Origin of the sequence: Saccharopolyspora sp. NPDC050642, from assembly GCF_040654735.1 — a bacterium.
Lineage (GTDB): Bacteria > Actinomycetota > Actinomycetes > Mycobacteriales > Pseudonocardiaceae > Saccharopolyspora > Saccharopolyspora elongata.
On sequence record NZ_JBFAIN010000008.1, the window covers coordinates 192,620 to 211,902 of the forward strand.

Genomic DNA, 19,283 nt, shown 5'->3' on the forward strand with positions numbered 1-19,283 from the left:
AGGCGAGACGCAACGGGCACCCCTGACGGTTCCACACCCGATGGGGTGGGTTTTTCCGCAGTTTCAATTGAAACTGTGCAACCCCGGATCAGCGCGGATCGGGAGGTGAGCTGGTGGCAGTGCGGAGTGCTGGGGCGTTCGTGCAGGTCGGGCGGATGGCCACGCTCGGGTGGGAGGTGCTGCGGGCCGTGCCGCGGCGGCCCTTCCAGGTCCGGGAGTGCATCCAGCAGGCCTGGTTCTTCGCCAGCGTCACGATCCTGCCGACCGCGCTGGTGGCGATCCCGTTCGGCGCCGTCATCGCGATGCAGCTCGGGTCGCTGACGCAGCAGATCGGGGCCCAGTCGTTCACCGGTGCCGCCAGCGCGCTGGCCATCCTCCAGCAGGCCAGCCCGCTGATCACCGCGCTGCTGGTGGCCGGGGCCGGCGGGTCGGCGATGTGCGCCGACATCGGTGCGCGCACCATCCGCGAGGAGATCGATGCGCTGGAGGTGCTCGGGATCTCGCCGATCCAGCGGCTGATCGTGCCCCGCGTCATCGGCGCGGTGCTGGTCGCCCTGCTGCTCAACGGCATGGTCAGCGTCGTCGGCGTGCTCGGCGGCTACTTCTTCAACGTGATCCTGCAGGGCGGCACGCCCGGCGCGTACCTGGCCAGCTTCAACGCCCTCGCGCAGCTGCCCGACCTGTGGATCAGCGAGTTCAAGGCGCTGCTCTACGGGTTCGTCGCCGGCGTCGTCGCCGCCTACCGCGGCCTCAACCCGGCCGGCGGGCCGAAGGGCGTGGGCGACGCGGTCAACCAGGCCGTGGTGATCACGTTCCTGCTGCTGTTCCTGATCAACCTGGTGCTCACCGGGATCTACCTGCAACTCGTGCCCCCGAAGGGATTGTGAGCCGATGGCCGTCGTCGACCCGGTCGCCGCCCCGTTGCGGCGGTGGATCACCCGCGGGCCCGGCGACGCGCTCGCCGAACTGGGCTGGCAGCTGTCGTTCTACCTGCGCGCCCTCGCCCTGGCGCCCGTCGCGCTGCGCCGCTACTACCGCGAGACCGCCCGGCTGCTCACCGAGGTCGTGTTCGGCAGCGGCGCGCTGGCCGTCATCGGCGGCACGCTCGGCGTGATGATCGGCATGACCGTCGCGACCGGCGCGATCGTCGGCCTGCAGGGCTATTCCTCGCTGAACCAGCTCGGCACCTCGGCGCTGACCGGGTTCGTCGCCGCCTACTTCGACACCCGCGAGGTCGCGCCGCTGTCGGCGGGCCTGGCGCTGTCGGCGACCGTCGGCTGCGGGTTCACCGCGCAGCTGGGCGCGATGCGGATCTCCGACGAGATCGACGCCCTGGAGGTGATGGGCGTGCGGACGCTGCCGTACCTGGTGACCAGCCGGGTGCTGGCCGGGGTCGCGGCCGTCATCCCGCTGTACGTGGTGGGACTGCTCGGCTCGTACTTCGCGTCCCGGCAGATCACCGTGTGGTTCTACGGCCAGTCCGCGGGCACCTACGACCACTACTTCCACCTGTTCCTGCCGCCGGAGGACGTCCTCTGGTCCTTCGGCAAGGTGATCGTGTTCAGCGTCGCGGTGATCCTGACGCACTGCTACTACGGCTACACCGCGCGCGGCGGCCCGGCTGGTGTCGGCGTCGCGGTGGGACGCGCGGTGCGCACCTCGATCGTGCTGGTCGCGGTGCTGGACTTCTTCCTCAGCCTGGCCATCTGGGGCTCCACCACGACGGTTCGGATCTCGGGATGAGCGGCCGGCGGAGCAGGCGCCGCTACCAGGCGCTCGGAGTGGTGTTCCTGGTCGCGGCCGGGATGTTCGTCGCGGGCACGATCGCCATGTACCGCAAGGCGTTCACGCCGGTCGTGGCGGTCAGCCTCGAAACCGACCGGATCGGCAACCAGATGCGGGTGGGCGCCGACGTCAAGGCGCGCGGCGTGGTGGTCGGAGAGGTGCGCGGCGTGCGCGCCGAGGGCGACCACGCGGTGCTCGACCTGGCGCTGCGGCCGGACCAGGCGGAGCTGATCCCGGCGAGCGCATCGGCGCGGCTGTTGCCCAAGACGCTGTTCGGGGAGCGCTACGTCTCCCTGCACATCCCGGAGAACGCCGGCTCGCGGGCGCTGGCCTCCGGCGACGTCATCCCACAGGACCGCAGCGGATCGGCGATCGAGATCGAGAAGGTGCTCGGCGACCTGCTGCCGGTTCTGCAAGCGGTGCAACCGGAAAAGCTCTCGACGACGCTGACCGCCGTGTCGCAGGCGCTGGACGGCCGCGGCGAGCAGCTCGGCGACACGCTCGTGCAGCTGGACGGCTACCTGGAGCGGCTGAACCCGTCGCTGCCGAAGCTGGAGTCGGTCATCGCGCGCATCGACGACGTGGCCGACACCTACGCCGAGGCCGCGCCCGACCTCACGCAGGCGCTGGCCGACCTGACCACCACCAGCAAGACCATCGCCGAACAGCGGCAGGCGCTGAACACCATGCTGGGCACCGTCACCGGCAGCGCGAACGACCTGAACCGGTTCCTGGCGCTGAACAAGGACAACCTGATCAACCTCACCGGCACATCGAGGTCCACATTGGAACTCCTCGCCGAGTACGCCCCGGAGTACCCCTGCATGCTCAAGCAGTTCGCGGACTCGATCCCGAACGCCGAGCGATCCTTCGGCAAGGGCACCGAGAACCCCGAGATCGCCAAGTTCACCATCGAGATCACCGGTAGCCGCGGCAAGTACCTGCCGGGCGTGGACACGCCGAAGTACCTGGACCAGCGCGGGCCGCGCTGCTACCCGTGGGTCGAGGCGCCGGACACCTTCCCGCAGTACCCGCCGGGCGGGCCGGTGCAGGACGGTTCCGTGTTCCCGGAGCCGCCGCGCGACCGCGACGAAGTGTTCCCGTGGAAGCAGAAACCGGCGTCCACCACGTCGCAGTCGGTGGCGAACACACCCGCCGAGCGGGACCTGCTGTCGACGCTGCTGGCGCCGCAGATGGGCGTGCCGCGCTCGGACGTGCCGGACTGGAGCGGGCTGCTGGTCGGCCCGGTGTACCGCGGTGCGGAGGTGACGGTGCGATGAGGTCGATAGCCGCGCCGCTGGTCAAGCTGCTGATCTTCGCGGCGGTCACGATCACGCTCACCGGGGTGCTCGCGATGACCATCGCCGCCTCCACCTCCGGCTCCGCCGACTCCTACCACGCGCGGTTCGCCGACGCCTCCGGCCTGGACGTCGGCGACGACGTGCGGATGGCGGGCGTGAAGGTGGGCCGGGTGACCGGGCTGGAGGTCGTCGACGGCAAGCACGCCCTGATCCGCTTCGACCTCGACGCCGGCCGGCGCCTCCCGCGCGACGCCGCCGCGACCGTGAAGTTCCGCAACCTCGCCGGTCAGCGCTACCTGGCGCTGGACGCGGCGCTGCGCGATCCGGCGGACGTGCTGCCGCCGGGCGGCGAGATCCCGCTGGAGCGGACCCATCCGGCGCTGAACCTCACCGCGCTGTTCAACGGGTTCAAGCCGCTGTTCCAGGCGCTTTCGCCGCAGGACGTCAACCAGCTCTCGGGCGAGATCGTCCAGGTGTTGCAGGGCGAGGCGGGCACGGTGGACAGCCTGCTCGCCCACACCGCGTCGCTGACGTCCACCATCGCCCGCAAGGACGAGGTGATCGGCCAGGTCATCGACAACCTCAACGCCGTGCTGACCACCGTCAACGCGCGCGGCCCGCAGCTGGGCGAGCTGATCACCTCGATGCAGCAGCTGACCAGCGGATTCGCCGAGCAGCGGAAGCCGGTGGGGGAGGCCGTCGCCGCGCTCGGCGAGCTCTCCAACACCACCGCCGGAATGCTGGAGGAGGCGCGGCCGCCGCTGCAGAGCAGCATCGGCGAGCTCAACCGGGTCGCCGGCATCCTCAACGCCGAGCAGCCGAAGCTGGAAGCCGACCTGCAGAACATCCCGGCACGGCTCAACGCGCTGACCAGGACCGTCAGCTACGGCAGCTGGTTCAACTTCTACCTGTGCCGGATCTCGGGCACGGTCGGGATCTCCGAGCTCAACATCTCGATCCCGATCCTGCCGCTGCCGGCCTCGGAGATGCCGGAGAGGTGCAAGCCGTCATGAAGCCGTTGCGGGAGCGGAACCAGGCCGTCGTCGGCCTGGTCGCCGTCGTGCTCATCACCTGCGCCACGCTGGGCGCGTTCTTCGCCAAGGACCTGCCGGTGATCGGCGGCGGCACCACCTACGAGGCCTACTTCTCCGAGTCGGCCGGGCTCGCGGCGGGCAACGACGTGCAGATCGCCGGGGTCAAGTCCGGCGAGGTCACCGACGTCGCGCTGGCGGGCGACCGGGTCCTGGTGGCCTTCCGCGTCGACGGCGCGGAGATCGGCGACCGCAGCCGGGCCAGCATCGAGATCAAGACGCTGCTCGGCGAGAAGTACCTGGCGCTGCAACCGGAAGGCGCCGAGGAACTGGCGGAGCCGATCCCGGTCGAGCGGACCGCCGCGCCGTTCGACATCCCGGACGCGCTCGACCAGCTCACCCGCACCGCCGACCAGGTCGACACCCAGCAGCTCGCGCAGAGCTTCCGCGTCCTGGCGGACACCTTCCGCGGCGCGCCGCAGCACATGGGCCAGGCCATCGACGGGCTTTCGCAGCTGTCGCAGACCATCGCCTCGCGCGACCAGCAGCTCGCCGATCTGCTGCGCAACACCAGCGGCGTGAGCAAGATCGTCGCGGATCGCGACGATCAGGTGCAGCGGCTCATCTCGGACGGGAACCTGCTGCTGACCGAGCTTCAGCACCGCCGGGAGGCGATTTCGGCGCTGCTGATCGGAACCCAGCGGCTCTCCGACGAACTGCGCGGCCTGGTCGCCGACAACCAGCAGCAGCTGCGGCCGACGCTGGAGCAGCTCAACCAGCTGACCGAGATGCTGCAGCGCAACCAGGACGACCTGGGCCGCGTCGTGGCGGCGATGGCGCCCTACGTGCGCGGCTTCAACAACACGGTGGGCAACGGCCGGTGGTTCGACGGCTACCTGTGCGGTCTGTTCCCGCCCGCGATCAACGCCGGGCCGCTGCAGACGAACACGACGTCCTGCGAGATCCCGGTGCCGACCCGGCCCGTCGGAGGTGGCTGATGTCCAAAGTGGTCGGAATCGGATGCGCGCTGGCGCTGCTCGTCAGCGCGGGATTGTGGTGGCTGTTCACCGATCCAGGCAAGCAGATCACCGCGTACTTCGACCGCACCGTCGGGGTCTACGCCGGATCCACCGTGCGGGTGCTGGGCGTCGAGGTGGGCAGGATCGACGGCGTCGTGCCGCAGGGCGACGTGGTGCGGGTGGACATGCACGTCGACGACGACGTGCAGATCCCGGCCGACGTGAAGGCCGTGGTGGTCGCGCCGAGCCTGGTCAGCGACCGGTACGTGCAGCTCACCCCGGCCTATTCCGGTGGCGCGGAACTGGTTTCGGGCGCGGTGCTGGCCAAGGACCGCACCGCGACGCCCGCCGAGCTCGACGACCTCTACCGCAGCGCCAACGCGCTCGCGCAGGCCCTCGGCCCGGACGGCGCGAACAGCACCGGAGCGCTGTCCGAGGTGCTGTCCACCTCGGCCGCCGCGCTGGAGGGCAACGGCAAGGACCTCAACGCCACGGTGAAGCAGCTCGGCGACCTCGCCGGCACCCTCCAGGAGAACCAGGGCGACCTGTTCGCCACGGTCGACAACCTGAACACCTTCACCGCGACGCTCGCCGCCAGCGACCGGCAGATCCAGGAGTTCTACGGGCGGGTCGACGACGTCACCGGATTCCTGGCCGGCGAGCAGCAGCAGATGGGCGCCGCGCTGAGCTCCCTGGCGGTCGCGCTGGACGACGTCTCCCGGTTCATCCGCGACAACCGGGAACTCATGACGTCCAATGTGGACAACCTGACCGGCGTGACGCAGCAGCTGGTGGACCAGCGCCAGGCGCTGGCGGAGGTGCTCGACGTCGCACCGCTGGGCGCGACGAACTTCATCAACTCCTACGACGCGGCCTCCGGCAGCGTCACGGTCCGCGGCCACCTCAACGAGCTCACCCACCCGCCGGTGCTGATGGTGTGCAAGCTGATCCAGCACAGCATGCCCGAGCCGGTGCCGCAGGGCCTCAAGGACGCCTGCGACAAGCTCGCGCCGTACCTGGACGGCAAGCTGCAGCTGCCGTCGATCGGTGAAACCCTGCACCACCTGCAACAGGGCGAACTGCCGCCGCTGCCGCTGGTGGACGCCGCCCAGCAAGGAGGCCCCCGATGAAGCGGTTCGCGCCGGTGCTGCTGGCGGCGCTGCTGGTTTCCGGTTGCGGCACGGCGGGATTCACCGGTCTCTACAACGCTCCGCTGCCCGGCGGTGCGGAGCTGGGCTCGAACCCGTACCGGGTGACCGCGCACTTCGCGGACGTGCTCGACCTGGTGCCGCAGTCCAGCGTGAAGGTCAACGACGTCGCGGTCGGGCGGGTGGAGCGGATCGAGCTGAGCCCCGACAACACCACCGCGCTGGTGCACATGTCGGTCAACGGCGACGTCCGGCTGCCCGCCAACGCCGATGCGCAGCTGCGGCAATCGAGCCTGCTGGGGGAGAAGTTCGTCGAGCTCGCGGCACCCGCCGGCGCGGCCGAGGGCGCGCTGGCCGACGGCGCGGTGATCCCGCTGGAACGCACCAACCGCAACCCGCAGGTCGAAGAGGTGCTGGGCGCGCTGTCGATGCTGCTCAACGGCGGCGGCGTGGCGCAGCTGCAGGACATCGTGCGCGAGCTCAACGGCGCGTTCACCGGCAACGAGGCGGAAATCCGTTCGCTGCTGGGAAATCTCAACGAGACGGTCACCCGGCTGGACGGGCAGAAGGAGAACATCACCCGCGCCATCGACGGCCTCAACCGGCTCTCGTCGACGCTGCGCGGGCAGACCGACCAGATCGCGGGCGCGATCGACGGCTTGGGCCCCGGCCTGCGGACCCTGGAGGAGCAGCGCGGCCAGCTCGTCACCATGCTGCAGTCGCTGGACCAGCTCTCCGGCGTGGCGGTGCAGACCGTCAACCGCAGCAAGGACGACATGGTCGCCGACCTGCATGCGCTGGCGCCGACGCTGCAGAAGCTCGCCGAGACCGGCGACGCGCTGCCGGACGCCATCGCCTACCTCGCGACCTATCCGTTCCCGGAGTACGTCATGAAGCCGCTCAAGGGCGACTTCGTCAACGCGGACGTGCGGTTCGACCTGGACCTGAGCACGATCATGGAGAACCTCACCCGCTCCTCCGGCCCGCTGATCCCGATCCCCGGCCTCAGCGACGCGGGCCAGCCGGGACTGCGGCCGCCACCGCCGGCACCGGCCCTGCCGCCGCTGCCGCTCCCGGCGCCGCAGTCGGCGCCGCCGGTCCCGGCCCCGATCCAGTTGGGAGGACGCTGATGTTCGCGCGGAAGACCAAGATCCGGCTGGGGCTGTTCCTGGTGCTGGCGGTCGTGGGCATCGGCTACGCGGGCGGGCAGTACGCCGGGCTGGACCGCTTCTTCGGCGGCAGCGGCTACACCGTGACGGTGCGGATGGCGGACTCGGGCGGGCTGTTCACCAATTCCGAGGTGACCTACCGAGGCGTCGCGGTCGGCCGGGTCACCGAGATGCGGCTCACCGACGCGGGCATCGACGTCGACATGCACATCGACGACGCCGCGCCGCCGATCCCGGCGGGCGCCCGGGTCGCGGTGGCCAACCGGTCGGCGGTGGGGGAGCAGTACCTCGACCTGCGCCCGGAGCGCGACGGCGGCCCGTTTCTGGCGTCGGGATCGGTGATCGAGCAGGAGCGCACCGAGTTGCCGCCGGCGCCGGAATCGCTGCTGGTCGACCTGGACCGGCTGGTCGGCAGCGTCCCGGTCGACGACCTGCGCACGGTCGTCGACGAGGTCGGCACGGCGTTCGACGGCACCGGCGGCCACCTGCAGCGCATGCTGGACGCGACGAGTTCGGTGACGGCCGCCGCCGACCAGCACCTCCCGCAGACCACCGGGCTGCTGGCCAACAGCGACGTGGTGCTGCGCACCCAGCAGCAGCAGTCGGAGCAGATCGTGTCGTTCAGCAGCGGGCTGCGGGAGATCTCCGGGCGGCTGAAGGAGTCCGACCCGGACCTGCGGCGGATCATCAACGGCGCGCCGGCGGCGAGCCAGGAGGTCGACGCGCTGCTGCGCAGCGCGGGCACGGATTTCGGCGTGGTGGTGGCGAACATGCTGACCACGATGCAGATCACCGACGTGCGCGGCCCGGCGATGGAGCAGATGCTGGTGGCGCTGCCGGTGATCTCGGCGTTCTCCCACACGCTGTCGCCGGACGGCACGGGACACCTCGGCCTGGTGCTGAACTTCTTCAACCCGATCGCCTGCACCAGGGGCTACGAGGGCACGCCTCGCCGCCCGGGAGCGGAAACGGCGCCGGGCCCGACGAACGAAGACCTGCACTGCGCGGAACCCCCGGGCAGCGTGATCAGCGTCCGAGGCTCCCAGAACGCCCCCCGAGCCCCGGTCCCGGACCCGGTAGCACCACCACCCCCGTTCGACCAATGACGGCCACCTGAGTGCTTAAACCCCGCGCGGAGATGGAGGCCATGCCCGCCCCGGCAGACCTGGTGCCCCACCTGGAAAACCTGCAGTAGCGGCCCGCGCGCACTTTGTGTCGCTACAGCAGCAAAAAGTGCGCACGGGCCGGTCGGAACCATCGTGGTCAGGCGTTGGTCGGCACGCCTGCGTTGGTGAGGATCTCGCGGGCCGGGAGGGCCGTGCTCTCGGCCGCCGTGAGGCCGGACGCCGTCAGGTGTGCGTCGACGATGCGCAGGCCCGCCGCGTAGCCCGCGAAGTCCGGCAGCCCTACCGGTTGCAGTCCCATGCGCTGGGCCGTAGCGTCGCCGAAGACGTACGCGGGCAGGTTCTGCATCCCCGCCACGTCGATGTTCGCCGCGATCTTCCGGTACGCCGAGTCAAGTTCCGCGCCGGTCAGCGCTTGGGACTACGGGCCCATGGCCTGCTCGCCGGACAGCTCGCGCACGAACGCCTCGGCCAAGCCCTCCGCGACGACCTGTTCCCCGACCGTGACGGCAGCGGGGTCCCAGACGACGTTCGCGTAGCGCACGTTGTGGTGCAGCTCGTGCGCGGCGGCGTGGTCGATCTTCGCCAGGCTCGTCTCTGTGGGCCACATGTAGAGCTGGATCGCGCCCGGGAACCCGCCCAGGCCGAAGTACCCGTCGCTGCGCGCCATCAGCTGCTCGTCATCGGGATTGCCGAGCATCACGACGACGTGCACGGTGTCGGCGTGCCCGATGCCGGGCACCGCACCGCTGATCCGCTCCCACGCGGCGGCGAGAGATTCCTCGATCCGGCCCCACACCTCGGCTTCCTGCATCCGGCGCAGCGCGGGCACGTATCGCGGGTCCTCGCAGTCGAGCCGGAAGCCGCTGCCGCCCATTTCGTACATCTGGACCAGGTCCACATCCCCCATCACGGACATCGCCGGCTCCAGCGGGCTGAGTATCTCCCGCAGGGCGTCGCGCCGCTCCGCCTGCGGTCGCCGGAGGAGGTCGAGCATGGCGGACGCCGTGTCATGAACAACGATCTTCATGGCCCGGGACGGTAGGGTCTCCAGTCGCTGGAGGGTCAAATCTCCCGGTGTCAGCCGGGCTGGAGACCGGCGTCGTGGGCCAGGATGGCGGCCTGGACCCGGTTCGCGCAGTCGAGCTTGGTGAGGATCCGGCTGATGTGCGCCTTCGCCGTGCCCGTGCCCATGTGCAGGCGTTGGGCGATCTCCGCGTTCGACAGTCCCGCCGATACCAGCCGGAGCACGTCCCGTTCGGTGTCGGTGAGCTGGTCGATGCGGCGCTTGGCCGCCTCCGCGCCGTCGTCGCCGGACAGCAGGTGGCGCTCGATGAGCCGGCGGGTGATCTGCGGCGCCAGGATCGACTCGCCGGTCGCGGCCACCCGCACGGCCCGGATGAGCTCGGTCGGCCCGGTGTCCTTGAGCAGGAATCCGACGGCTCCCGCCCGGAGCGCCTGGGCGACGTTGTGGTCGTCGCCGAACGCGGTGAGCATGGCGACGTTGGTGCGCGGCGATTCGCGGGCGATGTCGGCGACCGCGGTGATCCCGTCGCCGCCGGGCATCTGCACGTCCAGCAGGGCGACGTCGACCTCGTGCTCGCGGCACGCGCGGACGGCGGCGCGCCCGTCCGCCACCTCGGCCACCACCTCGACGTCTTCGGCGTTCGCCAGGATGAGGCGGATACCCGCTCGCATGAGCGTTTCGTCGTCGGCGATGAGGGTCCGGATCACCTGGTCATCCTATGGCGAGCAGGATGATCAGCGTGATCAACCCGGTGGCGACCGGCACGACCGCCAGCAACCCCAGGCACCCGGCGCCCACCGCGCGAGGCAGCGTGAGCACCTCGGCGTCGAGCGGCTCCCGCACCTCCGGTAGCGGGCGGTTGGCGGCCGGCGCGGGCACGGCCGGGTGCGCGGCGAGTTCGGCCGAGATCTGGAAGCCGCCCTCGGGCGTGGGGCCGGCGGTGAACGCGCCGCGGAGCAGCTCGATCCGCTCTTCCAAGCCGACCAGCCCGTGCCGGGTGCCCGAGGGGCGGTGCGCGCCGTGCGCCGCGCCGTTGATCACGCGCACCCGGATGCGGTCGGCCTCGTGGGCGACCTCGACCCTGGCGGGCGCGGTGGGGGCGTGCTTGTGCACGTTGGTCAGCCCCTCCCGCACCACGCGGTGCACGGCGTGGCGGGCCCGCACATCGGCGTCGTCGACGTCCGCCCCGGACCACACCAGTTCCACGGCGATGCCGGCGCGGCGGGATTCGGCCACGAGATCGGTGATGTCGGCACGGGTTCCGCTGTGCTCGCCGACGGTTTCGGGCGGCGTGCCCTGGGTGTCGTTGAGGACTCCCAGGATCTCGCGCAGTTCGGCCATCGCCGTCGCGGCCGTGGTGCGCAGGAGCTCAGCCTGACCGCTGAAGCGGGGCGCGTCCTTGGCCGCGGTGATCTCCAGCGCCCCGGCGTGCATCGAGATCAGGCTGAGCCGGTGCCCGAGCATGTCGTGCATCTCGGTGGCGATGTGCGCGCGTTCCTTCAGGCGAGCCTTCTCGGCGGTGAGTTCCTGCGCCCGCTCCAGGTACTGGTTGCGCTCCCGGAGAAGCCGGACGAGCGGTTGACGCCGGCCTAGGACGCCGCCGGACAGCGCCGGGAGCAGCAGCAGGAACGCGACCGTCAGCGCGAAACCGGCGAGGGTCTCGCCGAGGCCGCCCGGGGCGTTCCACTCGTGCACGACCGCGAGCAGGAGGTCCACGACGGCGGTCGCCAGCACCGCAAGCCACAGGCGCCGGGCGGGCGTGATGCGTCGCGCCGCCGAGAACGTGACGAAGGGCAGCGTCGCCGCCGCCCAGATGTTGTCGCTGGCGAACACCGGAGCCGTGGCCAGCAGCGTCGCTACCGGCCATCGCCTGCGGGCCGGAACCAGCAGCGCCGCCCAGCACGCCGTCGCGGCGGTGACGGCGAAGTGGCTCGACGGCAGCAGCGAAGCCGGGCTCGGCACGAACCCGATGCCCAGCACCACGAGGAAGGCCGCCAACTCGCCGGCCACCACCTGACGTGGCGCCGCGCGCACGGCTCGCGCTTCTTGGGCGGCGGCTGCCCGCGCCTTTTCAACCAGCGGAGACACCCGCGAATACCTCACCTCGGACGATCGGTCGTCGACCGATCCATTGTCGGTCAACATCCGGCCCGCCGGGCAGTGCCGACCGGCCCGCAGATCATGGCCGATCGGCCACGAGGTCTGGACAGGTGGCACGCGCTTCGGCGGCGGCCGGCTCCCTAGGCTCCAACGCGACGAATCACCTGGAAGGGACGAACATGAGTCTTCAGCGGGAATCGGCCGTCGATACCCACGGCACGCCGTACCACCTGCTCGCGCGCACGCCGGCGCACCGCTGGTGGCGGCCGCTGGTCGGGATCCTGCTGCTGGTCGCGCTCGCGGTGGTGTTCCTGCTGGTGATCGGCGCCGTCGGCATGGGCCTGGCGGTGCTGGTGGGCATCGGGCTGGACGCCGAGCTGGGCTTCTCCGCCCCGCTGTGGGAATTCGCGTTCGGCTTCGCCAGCATCGCCGTCCTCCTGCCCGCCGTCCTGCTGACGGCGCGGTGGGCGCAGCGCCGCCCGGTCGGCACGGTGTCCAGTGTGGAGGGACGGCTGCGCTGGCGGTGGCTGCTGGACTGCGTGGGATGGGCGATGCTGGGCTTCGTCCTCATCGCCGTCGTCGACCTCGCCCGGGGACAGGGCGTGGACCCGGCGGCGTGGCCGGGCTGGCCGACGTTCCTGGCGGTGCTCGCGATCGCCGTGACCCTCGTGCCGTTGCAGGCCGCCGCCGAGGAGTACCTGTGCCGCGGGTGGCTGGTGCAGACCTTCGCCTCCTGGACCCGCACCCCGTGGCCGGGGGCGGTGGCCACCTCGCTGCTGTTCGTGGCGTTGCACGACTACACCGAGCCGCTGGTGGTCGCCGACCTCTTCGTCTTCGCGATGGCCATGTGCTGGCTGACCATCCGCACCGGCGGCCTGGAGGCGGCGATCGCGCTGCACGTGGTGAACAACGCCGCCTTCGCCGTGTTCGCCGGCACCCAGGGCGTGCCCAGCCTCGACCAGAGCGGCAGCTACTCGGTGTGGGACGTCCTGCCGACCATGGCCCTGACCGTGGTCTACACGTGGTGGATCGACCGCCGAGCCCGCCGCCGCGGGATCGTCACCCGCAGCCAGCCGGCCGCGGCAGGCGGTACGATCGGGGCATGTTGAAGATCGGATTCACCTCGGCGCGGTGAGCGCCGCCGAAGCGCGGCACCGGCTGACCGTGCCCGTCCTGCTGGACGGCTGGCAGATCGAGTGCTGCGGAACGCCTCCCGCGGTCGGCGACGAAGTGTCCTGGCGGCTGGAGTGGAGTCAGTGGTCCGCATCGGCGATCCCGACCGACATGGCGCTCCGGGCACGGCTGGAACGCAGCCCGGCGCCGGAAGGCCCAAGAGCGAGAACGACCGAGAGCACCGTGCCCGCGGTGGCGAGAGCCGGTGGCGTCAGCGTGTTCGTATCGGTGCCGGAGCCGCTGCCTGCGGAGATCACGCTCACCGGAGTGCTGCACGAAGACCACCATTCCGCGCGGCCGCCTGACGACCTGCTGACCGGCGGACGGGTCACCGCGGTGTGGCTGGTGTCGTGGGAGTACGAGCTGCGGGATCGCTGCTGGCGACCCGTCGACGGCACCGCTGAACTCGAGAGCGTTCAGCGCGCGCCGAAGTACCTGCCTCGCTCGACGCCGCCGGAACGCGGCGGGTTCTGGCGGGGTACCAACGCGGTGCTGGTCGACCTCGAAACATCCGGCTGAACGACGGGGCCGCGCGCCAGTCCGGCGGTGGGGATCGGGGCGACAACGTTGTCCTCGCCCCACCGGTACTGCGACGGGCCGCACCACGAGCCGGTGGCCGCGCACGCCGGGCGGCCCCGCTCGTCGGTGGCCGGCACGCTGGTGCTGGTCACCGTGCGCAGCGCCGCAGCCCATCCCCCGTGGTCTTTGCCCAGGTGGACGCGGTCGTGGGGGGTTCCCATACTGAGGGTGTCGGCCTCGCGGGACCCCGCCTGCCGGCGGGTCGGAGGGGAGGGCGTGATGGGGCGCGCGGTTGGAATCGACCTGGGGACGACGAACTCGGTGGTGGCCGTGCTGGAGGGCGGTGAACCGACGGTCGTCGCCAACTCCGAGGGCTCGCGGACCACGCCGTCGGTGGTGGCCTTCGCGAAGAACGGCGAACTGCTGGTGGGGCAGCCCGCGAAGAACCAGGCGGTCACCAACGTGGACCGCACCATCCGGTCGGTCAAGCGGCACATGGGCACCGACTGGTCGGTGCGGATCGACGACAAGCCCTACACGCCGCAGGAGATCAGCGCCCGCGTGCTGATGAAGCTCAAGCGGGACGCGGAGTCCTACCTCGGCGAGGACGTCACCGACGCGGTGGTGACGGTGCCCGCGTACTTCGACGACTCGCAGCGGCAGACGACCAAGGAAGCCGGCCAGATCGCGGGGCTGAACGTGCTGCGGATCATCAACGAGCCGACCGCGGCGGCGCTGGCCTACGGCCTGGAGAAGGGCGAGAAGGAGCAGACCATCCTGGTGTTCGACCTCGGTGGTGGCACCTTCGACGTCTCGCTGCTGGAGGTGGGCGAGGGGCTGGTCGAGGTCAAGGCCACCTCGGGCGACACCCACCTCGGCGGTGACGACTGGGACGAGCGGGTCGTCGAGTGGCTGGTGGACCGGTTCCGGGCCTCCTCGGGCATCGATCTGAACAAGGACCGGATGGCCATGCAGCGGATCAAGGAAGCCGCCGAGAAGGCCAAGATCGAGCTCTCCAGCTCGTCGCAGACCAGCATCAACCTGCCGTACATCACGGTCGACTCGGACAAGAACCCGCTGTTCCTGGACGAGACGCTCTCCCGCGCCGAGTTCGAGCGCATCACCTCCGACCTGCTGGAGCGCTGCCGCAAGCCGTTCAACAACGCGATCCGCGACGCCGGGATCAAGGTCGGCGACATCAACCACGTGGTGCTGGTGGGCGGGGCGACCCGGATGCCCGCCGTGACCGACCTGGTCCGCGAGCTCACCGACGGCAAGGAACCGAACAAGGGCGTCAACCCGGACGAGGTCGTCGCCGTCGGCGCCGCCCTGCAGGCCGGTGTGCTGCGCGGTGAGGTCAAGGACGTCCTGCTGCTCGACGTGACGCCGCTGTCCCTGGGCATCGAGACCAAGGGCGGCATCATGACCAAGCTGATCGAGCGCAACACCACGATCCCGACCAAGCGCTCGGAGACCTTCACCACCGCCGAGGACAACCAGCCATCGGTGATGATCCAGGTCTTCCAGGGCGAGCGGGAGATGGCCGCGCACAACAAGAAGCTCGGCATGTTCGAGCTGACCGGCCTGCCACCCGCGCCGCGCGGCATGCCGCAGATCGAGGTCACCTTCGACATCGACGCCAACGGCATCGTGCACGTCAACGCCAAGGACCTCGGCACCGGCCGGCAGCAGTCCATCAAGATCAGCGGCGGCTCGGCGCTGCCGAAGGACGACATCGACCGGATGGTCAAGGACGCCGAGGCGCACGCCGAGGAGGACCGCAAGCGCCGCGACGAGGCCGAGACCCGCAACCAGGCGGAAACGCTGGTCTACCAGACGGAGAAGGTCCTCACCGACAACGCCGACAAGATCCCGGCCGACACCCGGACGCAGGTGCAGGACGCGATCAAGGAAGTCAACGAGGCCCTCAAGGGCGACGACGTCGACAAGATCCGCACGGCGGTCGACCACCTCGCGGCGACGTCGCAGGCCATCGGCCAGGCCATCTACGGCCACCAGCAGGCGGCGGCCGGAGACGGCGAGGCGAAGCAGGCGGAAGAGGACGTGGTCGACGCCGAGATCATCGACGAGGACGACAAGAAGAAGGAGTGATCCGGAGCTCCGAAGTGGATCGCACCGGCAGTTCCCAGTGCGTACTTTCGCTGTTATAGCGACACAAAGTGCACACGGGCCTGGCTCACGCGCAGTCGCAGGACGATGTTCGCTGTAGAAGAATAGAATTCCAGCATGAAGAACAGACCGTCCTACGCGCTGACGTCCGTCGACAACGCGCTGCTGCTCCTGCAGATGCTGCGCGACCAGGGCGGCCTGCGGGTCAGCGAGGCGGCAGAGGAGCTCGGCATCGCCCGCTCCACCGCGCACCGCCTGCTGTCGATGCTGGTGTACCGGGACTTCGCGATCCAGGACGACCGGCGCACCTACGTGCCGGGCCCGGCGCTGGCCGCGAACCAGGTGGCCGGCCACCCGAACCAGCAGCTGCGCAAGGCGCTCCACCCGCACATGGACGCGCTGTGCGAGCGGGTGCAGGAGACGGTGAACCTGATGGTCCGGGTGGGCACCCAGACCCGGTTCCTCGCCAGCGTCGAGTCGACGCAGGTCCTGCACGTCGGCGACCGGCGCGGCACCATCCTGCCCGCGCACCTGTCCTCGGGTGGGAAGGCGCTGCTGGCGGAGCTGGAGCGGGCCCAGCTGGAGCAGCTCTACCGGCCGGGCGAGCCGGACCGGCAACTCCCGGAGCGGGAGTGGAAGACGCTGCTGCGCGAGCTCAAGGCGGCCCGCGAGACCGGCTACGCCCTCAACCGCGAGCGGACCGAAGACGGCGTGGCGGCGGTCGGCATGTGCGTCCACGACGGCTCCGGCGAACCCGTCGGGGCCCTGTCGATCGCGGCCCCAGCGGCGCGCTTCGCGCCCAAGCGGATCCCGGTGCTGGTGCGGGAGATGCGCGCCGCGGTCGCCCGCGCCGAGATCGACCTCGAATCCCTCCCCGACCTGTGACCGGTGGGATGACAGTTTCAATTGAAACTGTCATCCCGCCGGTGAGTCGGGCGCGGTGTCGGCGCAGTTTCAATTGAAACTGCGGTTCCTGCCGGCCGGGAGGGTATTCCCGATAGCGGAGTTCGACGCCCCGACGGCGCTGCGGGGCCGGACGCTGGCGCGACCTGCCCGAGGACCGCTGGGCCGCCGAGGTGCGCACGGCGCAGGGACGGCTCGTCCCGGCCGCCGAAACGCCGTGGATGCGGGCCCGCGAGGTGTGGATCCACGCGGTCGACCTCGGCAACGGCGGCAGCTTCGTCGACTTCCCGCCGGACTTCCTCGACGCCCTGATGACCGACATAACCGGCCTGTGGCAGCGCAAGTCCCAGGGCCCGGCGCTGCTGCTCCGCTCGGGCGACCGGGACGCCGAGTACCGGGTGGACATCGACGGCGCGACCCCGCACGTGGTGCGCGGATCCACTGTGGACCTCGCCCGCTGGCTGTCGGGCCGGGGATCGGGCGATCTCAAGGCCGAAGGCGGAGAACTCCCGGAACTCGGCCGCTGGCTCTAAAACGCTCGTGAGTACTTTGGACCGCTATAGGAGCACAAAGTACTCACGACGCCGGGTCTGCGGAAACGCGCGGCCGCGGTCCAAACCACCATCGGTTACGCTTCCGCCGTGCACGACGATTACCAGGTCCCCACCGCGCTCTTCTTCGTGCCGGCGGGTGTCTTCTTCGCAATGTTCTTGGTGAGCTTCGCCTTCGATCGCCGGAAGGTGCGCAACGGCCTCTACCTGTTCTTCGCGCTCGTGTTCCTGGTGGGCGCGTCGCTGATGGCGCTCGCTTCGAAGTCGCTGGCCGTCGCCGGGTTCGTGCTCATCTCGCTGATGTTGCTCTTCGTGCTGATGATCCTGGTGCTCGCGATCTTCCTGGTCGCCAACGGCGTGACGATGATCCGCCGGGAGGGCAGGCGCCTGGCCAACCTGCTGTCGCTGGCCGCGGGCCTCGGGATCTTCGCCTACATCGGGTTGCGGGCGCTGGCCAACACCGTCCAGTGGACGCCGCTTCAGGCGACCATGGACGCGATCGGTGCCGTGATCTCGTACGTTTCCCTGCTGTTCATGTGCTTCCTGCTCTACTCCTTCGTCTACGGCCGGATCTGGCACCGCCGCGCCGTCGACTTCGTCGTGGTGCTCGGTTCCGGCCTGATCGGCTCGCGCGTGCCGCCGCTGCTGGCCAGCCGTCTCGACCGCGGTCGCGCCGTGTTCGACGCCCAGCGGGCGAAGGGGCGCGACCCGGTGCTGGTGACCTCCGGCGGTCAGGGGCCGGGCGAGGACCTGCCCGAGGCGCGCGCGATGGCCGACTACCTCATCGACAAGGGCGTGCCGGAGGACCGGATCCTGGTCGAGGACCAGTCGCGCAGCACCGAGGAGAACCTGCGGTTCAGCAAGGCGATCATGCAGCAGCACCGGCCGAAGTACCGGTGCGTGGTGGTGACGAACAACTACCACGTCATGCGCGCCGCCACCATCGCGCGCAAGGAGAAGGTCAACGGCCAGGTGCTCGGTTCGCCGACGGCGCGCTACTTCTGGCCGAGCGCGACGATCCGCGAGTTCGTGGCGGTCTTCCTGTCGCACAAGATCGTGAACTTCTGCATCTGCGCGTTCCTGATCATCACGAACGTGCTGCCCGCTCTCTAGGACGGCTGAGGGGAAGGTCGGTTTGAGCGCGAGGTTGACGCCGGCGGTGCTGGCGATCGCCATCGGCGTCCTGCTCGCGGTCGCCTGCTTCGTCCCGTACGTCGCGAGGCAGTACCGGCGGCGCGGCGAGCTCGGCATCGGCAACGCCGTGCTGGCGCTCGCCGGGCTGATCTACGGGCTCGGCCTGGTCGCCTACGTGCTCGTCCCGTTCCCGACGGTGGGGCCCGACTTCTGCGCCGTCTCCGGTGCGGGCGGGCCGCAGCTGGTCCCGTTCAACTTCCTGCGCGACATGCAGAAGGAGGCCACCGGCAGCGGGATCGCGGCGACGCTGCGCAACCCCGCGCTGACGCAGGTGCTGCTGAACGTGGCGCTCTTCGTCCCGCTGGGCATGTTCGTCCGGTACATGTTCCGGCGCGGCGTGGTGGCGACCGCGGTCATCGGCCTCGCCGTGTCGCTGCTGATCGAGACGACGCAGCTGACCGGGATCTGGTTCCTGTACCCGTGCGCCTACCGGCTGTTCGACGTCGACGACCTGATGGCCAACGGCCTGGGGGCGCTGGCCGGGGCGCTGGCGGCTCCCGTCCTGCGCGCCGTGCCCGGCCAGCGGCTCGGCGCCGAACCGGGGGCGCCGCGCCCGATCACCCGGTCCAGGCGGGTCCTGGCGGCCGTGTGCGACCTGTTGATCTTCAAGCTCTCCGGCGTGCTGGTCGCCACGGTCGGAACCGTGCTGGTGGTGGCGGTCAACGGCGAGCTGTTCGACGAAGACGGGACCAGGATCGGTCACCTGGCCGGTCAGGAGGCGGCTCAGTTCGTCGGCGTCTGGCTGCCGTGGCTCGTGCTCGCGGTCGTGCTTCCGCTGGCGGGCAGCGCGACCAGTCTCGGGCAGCGCATCGTCCGGCTGCGGGTGGTCGCCGGGGACGGAAGCGCGCCGGGCGCCCGGGCGCGGCTGGTGCGCAGCCTCACGGGCGTCGGCGGCTACCTGCTGCTGGTGCAGCTCGGCGATCTGCCCGTGCTGACGACGTTGTCCCTGCTGGGTTCCGCCTTCGCGGTGGTGTCATTCGTCGCGCTGTTCACCACATCCGGGTTCCGCGGCCTGTCCTGCCGCTTCGCGCGGCTGCGGATGGTCGACGCCCGAACGCTGAGCGCGGAGCCCGCCGAACCGGCCCGGTGAGCGCCTGTTTGGATCGGGG

17 protein-coding genes and 1 pseudogene are annotated in these 19,283 nt (G+C 70.5%); 15 read left to right on the forward strand and 3 right to left on the reverse strand.

The genetic code is table 11. From position 1 onward, the window contains the following. Positions 1–155: 155 nt before the first annotated feature. From AB0H93_RS15885 to AB0H93_RS15920, 8 genes are read left to right on the forward strand one after another with little or no spacing between them, the layout of a single operon-like run. A complete protein-coding gene (locus tag AB0H93_RS15885) occupies positions 156–887 on the forward strand; it encodes an ABC transporter permease (RefSeq protein WP_132489696.1) in 732 nt (243 codons plus the stop codon). Positions 888–891: 4 nt separating this feature from the next. Beyond that, positions 892–1,743 carry an ABC transporter permease gene (locus AB0H93_RS15890; protein WP_358572827.1) on the forward strand — a complete coding sequence of 284 codons (852 nt, stop codon included), beginning with the start codon at positions 892–894 and terminating at the stop codon, positions 1,741–1,743. After that, complete coding sequence (locus AB0H93_RS15895; protein ID WP_358572829.1) at positions 1,740–3,065, forward strand: MCE family protein; 1,326 nt, start codon at positions 1,740–1,742, stop codon at positions 3,063–3,065. Before AB0H93_RS15890 ends, AB0H93_RS15895 begins: the two co-directional genes overlap by 4 nt. Continuing rightward, complete coding sequence (locus AB0H93_RS15900) at positions 3,062–4,099, forward strand: MCE family protein (protein WP_358572831.1); 1,038 nt, start codon at positions 3,062–3,064, stop codon at positions 4,097–4,099. Before AB0H93_RS15895 ends, AB0H93_RS15900 begins: the two co-directional genes overlap by 4 nt. Further along, positions 4,096–5,115, forward strand: coding sequence for an MCE family protein (locus tag AB0H93_RS15905; RefSeq protein WP_358572833.1), 1,020 nt, complete (start codon positions 4,096–4,098; stop codon positions 5,113–5,115). The genes AB0H93_RS15900 and AB0H93_RS15905 overlap by 4 nt, the downstream gene beginning before the upstream one ends. Further along, positions 5,115–6,266, forward strand: a complete 1,152-nt coding sequence (locus tag AB0H93_RS15910) for an MCE family protein (RefSeq protein ID WP_358572834.1) — start codon at positions 5,115–5,117, stop codon at positions 6,264–6,266. Before AB0H93_RS15905 ends, AB0H93_RS15910 begins: the two co-directional genes overlap by 1 nt. Then, a complete protein-coding gene (locus AB0H93_RS15915; protein ID WP_358572836.1) occupies positions 6,263–7,414 on the forward strand; it encodes an MCE family protein in 1,152 nt (383 codons plus the stop codon). The genes AB0H93_RS15910 and AB0H93_RS15915 overlap by 4 nt, the downstream gene beginning before the upstream one ends. Then, positions 7,414–8,559 (forward strand): MCE family protein, encoded by a 1,146-nt coding sequence (locus AB0H93_RS15920; protein WP_358572838.1) that lies wholly within the window; start codon positions 7,414–7,416, stop codon positions 8,557–8,559. The genes AB0H93_RS15915 and AB0H93_RS15920 overlap by 1 nt, the downstream gene beginning before the upstream one ends. A gap of 157 nt (positions 8,560–8,716) precedes the next feature. Here the strand turns inward: AB0H93_RS15920 and AB0H93_RS15925 are convergent. The 3 genes and pseudogenes from AB0H93_RS15925 to AB0H93_RS15935 all read right to left on the reverse strand — a co-directional run bounded on the left by AB0H93_RS15925 (position 8,717) and on the right by AB0H93_RS15935 (position 11,692). Next, a pseudogene (locus tag AB0H93_RS15925) lies at positions 8,717–9,607 on the reverse strand (DUF2268 domain-containing putative Zn-dependent protease). Positions 9,608–9,657: 50 nt separating this feature from the next. Beyond that, on the reverse strand, positions 9,658–10,311 hold the full coding sequence (locus AB0H93_RS15930; RefSeq protein ID WP_358572840.1) for a response regulator transcription factor: 654 nt from the start codon (positions 10,309–10,311) through the stop codon (positions 9,658–9,660). Between the two features lie 4 nt (positions 10,312–10,315). Continuing rightward, positions 10,316–11,692, reverse strand: a complete 1,377-nt coding sequence (locus AB0H93_RS15935; protein WP_358572842.1) for a histidine kinase — start codon at positions 11,690–11,692, stop codon at positions 10,316–10,318. Positions 11,693–11,883: 191 nt separating this feature from the next. Here AB0H93_RS15935 and AB0H93_RS15940 point away from each other — a divergent pair, with 191 nt between their 5' ends. The 7 genes from AB0H93_RS15940 to AB0H93_RS15970 all read left to right on the forward strand — a co-directional run bounded on the left by AB0H93_RS15940 (position 11,884) and on the right by AB0H93_RS15970 (position 19,264). After that, complete coding sequence (locus tag AB0H93_RS15940; protein WP_358572844.1) at positions 11,884–12,813, forward strand: type II CAAX endopeptidase family protein; 930 nt, start codon at positions 11,884–11,886, stop codon at positions 12,811–12,813. Positions 12,814–12,835: 22 nt separating this feature from the next. Further along, a complete protein-coding gene (locus AB0H93_RS15945) occupies positions 12,836–13,396 on the forward strand; it encodes a DUF6578 domain-containing protein (RefSeq protein WP_358572846.1) in 561 nt (186 codons plus the stop codon). Positions 13,397–13,675: 279 nt separating this feature from the next. Next, on the forward strand, positions 13,676–15,508 hold the full coding sequence (dnaK, locus tag AB0H93_RS15950) for a molecular chaperone DnaK (protein WP_358572848.1): 1,833 nt from the start codon (positions 13,676–13,678) through the stop codon (positions 15,506–15,508). Positions 15,509–15,643: 135 nt separating this feature from the next. After that, positions 15,644–16,411 carry an IclR family transcriptional regulator gene (locus tag AB0H93_RS15955; protein ID WP_358572850.1) on the forward strand — a complete coding sequence of 256 codons (768 nt, stop codon included), beginning with the start codon at positions 15,644–15,646 and terminating at the stop codon, positions 16,409–16,411. A gap of 191 nt (positions 16,412–16,602) precedes the next feature. Further along, positions 16,603–16,962, forward strand: a complete 360-nt coding sequence (locus AB0H93_RS15960) for a hypothetical protein (protein ID WP_358572851.1) — start codon at positions 16,603–16,605, stop codon at positions 16,960–16,962. A gap of 108 nt (positions 16,963–17,070) precedes the next feature. Further along, entirely contained in the window at positions 17,071–18,093 is a 1,023-nt protein-coding gene (locus AB0H93_RS15965) for an ElyC/SanA/YdcF family protein (protein WP_358572853.1), read from the forward strand. Positions 18,094–18,115: 22 nt separating this feature from the next. Beyond that, positions 18,116–19,264: a VanZ family protein gene (locus AB0H93_RS15970; RefSeq protein ID WP_358572855.1), complete on the forward strand. Its 1,149-nt coding sequence runs from the start codon at positions 18,116–18,118 to the stop codon at positions 19,262–19,264. Positions 19,265–19,283 lie beyond the last annotated feature (19 nt).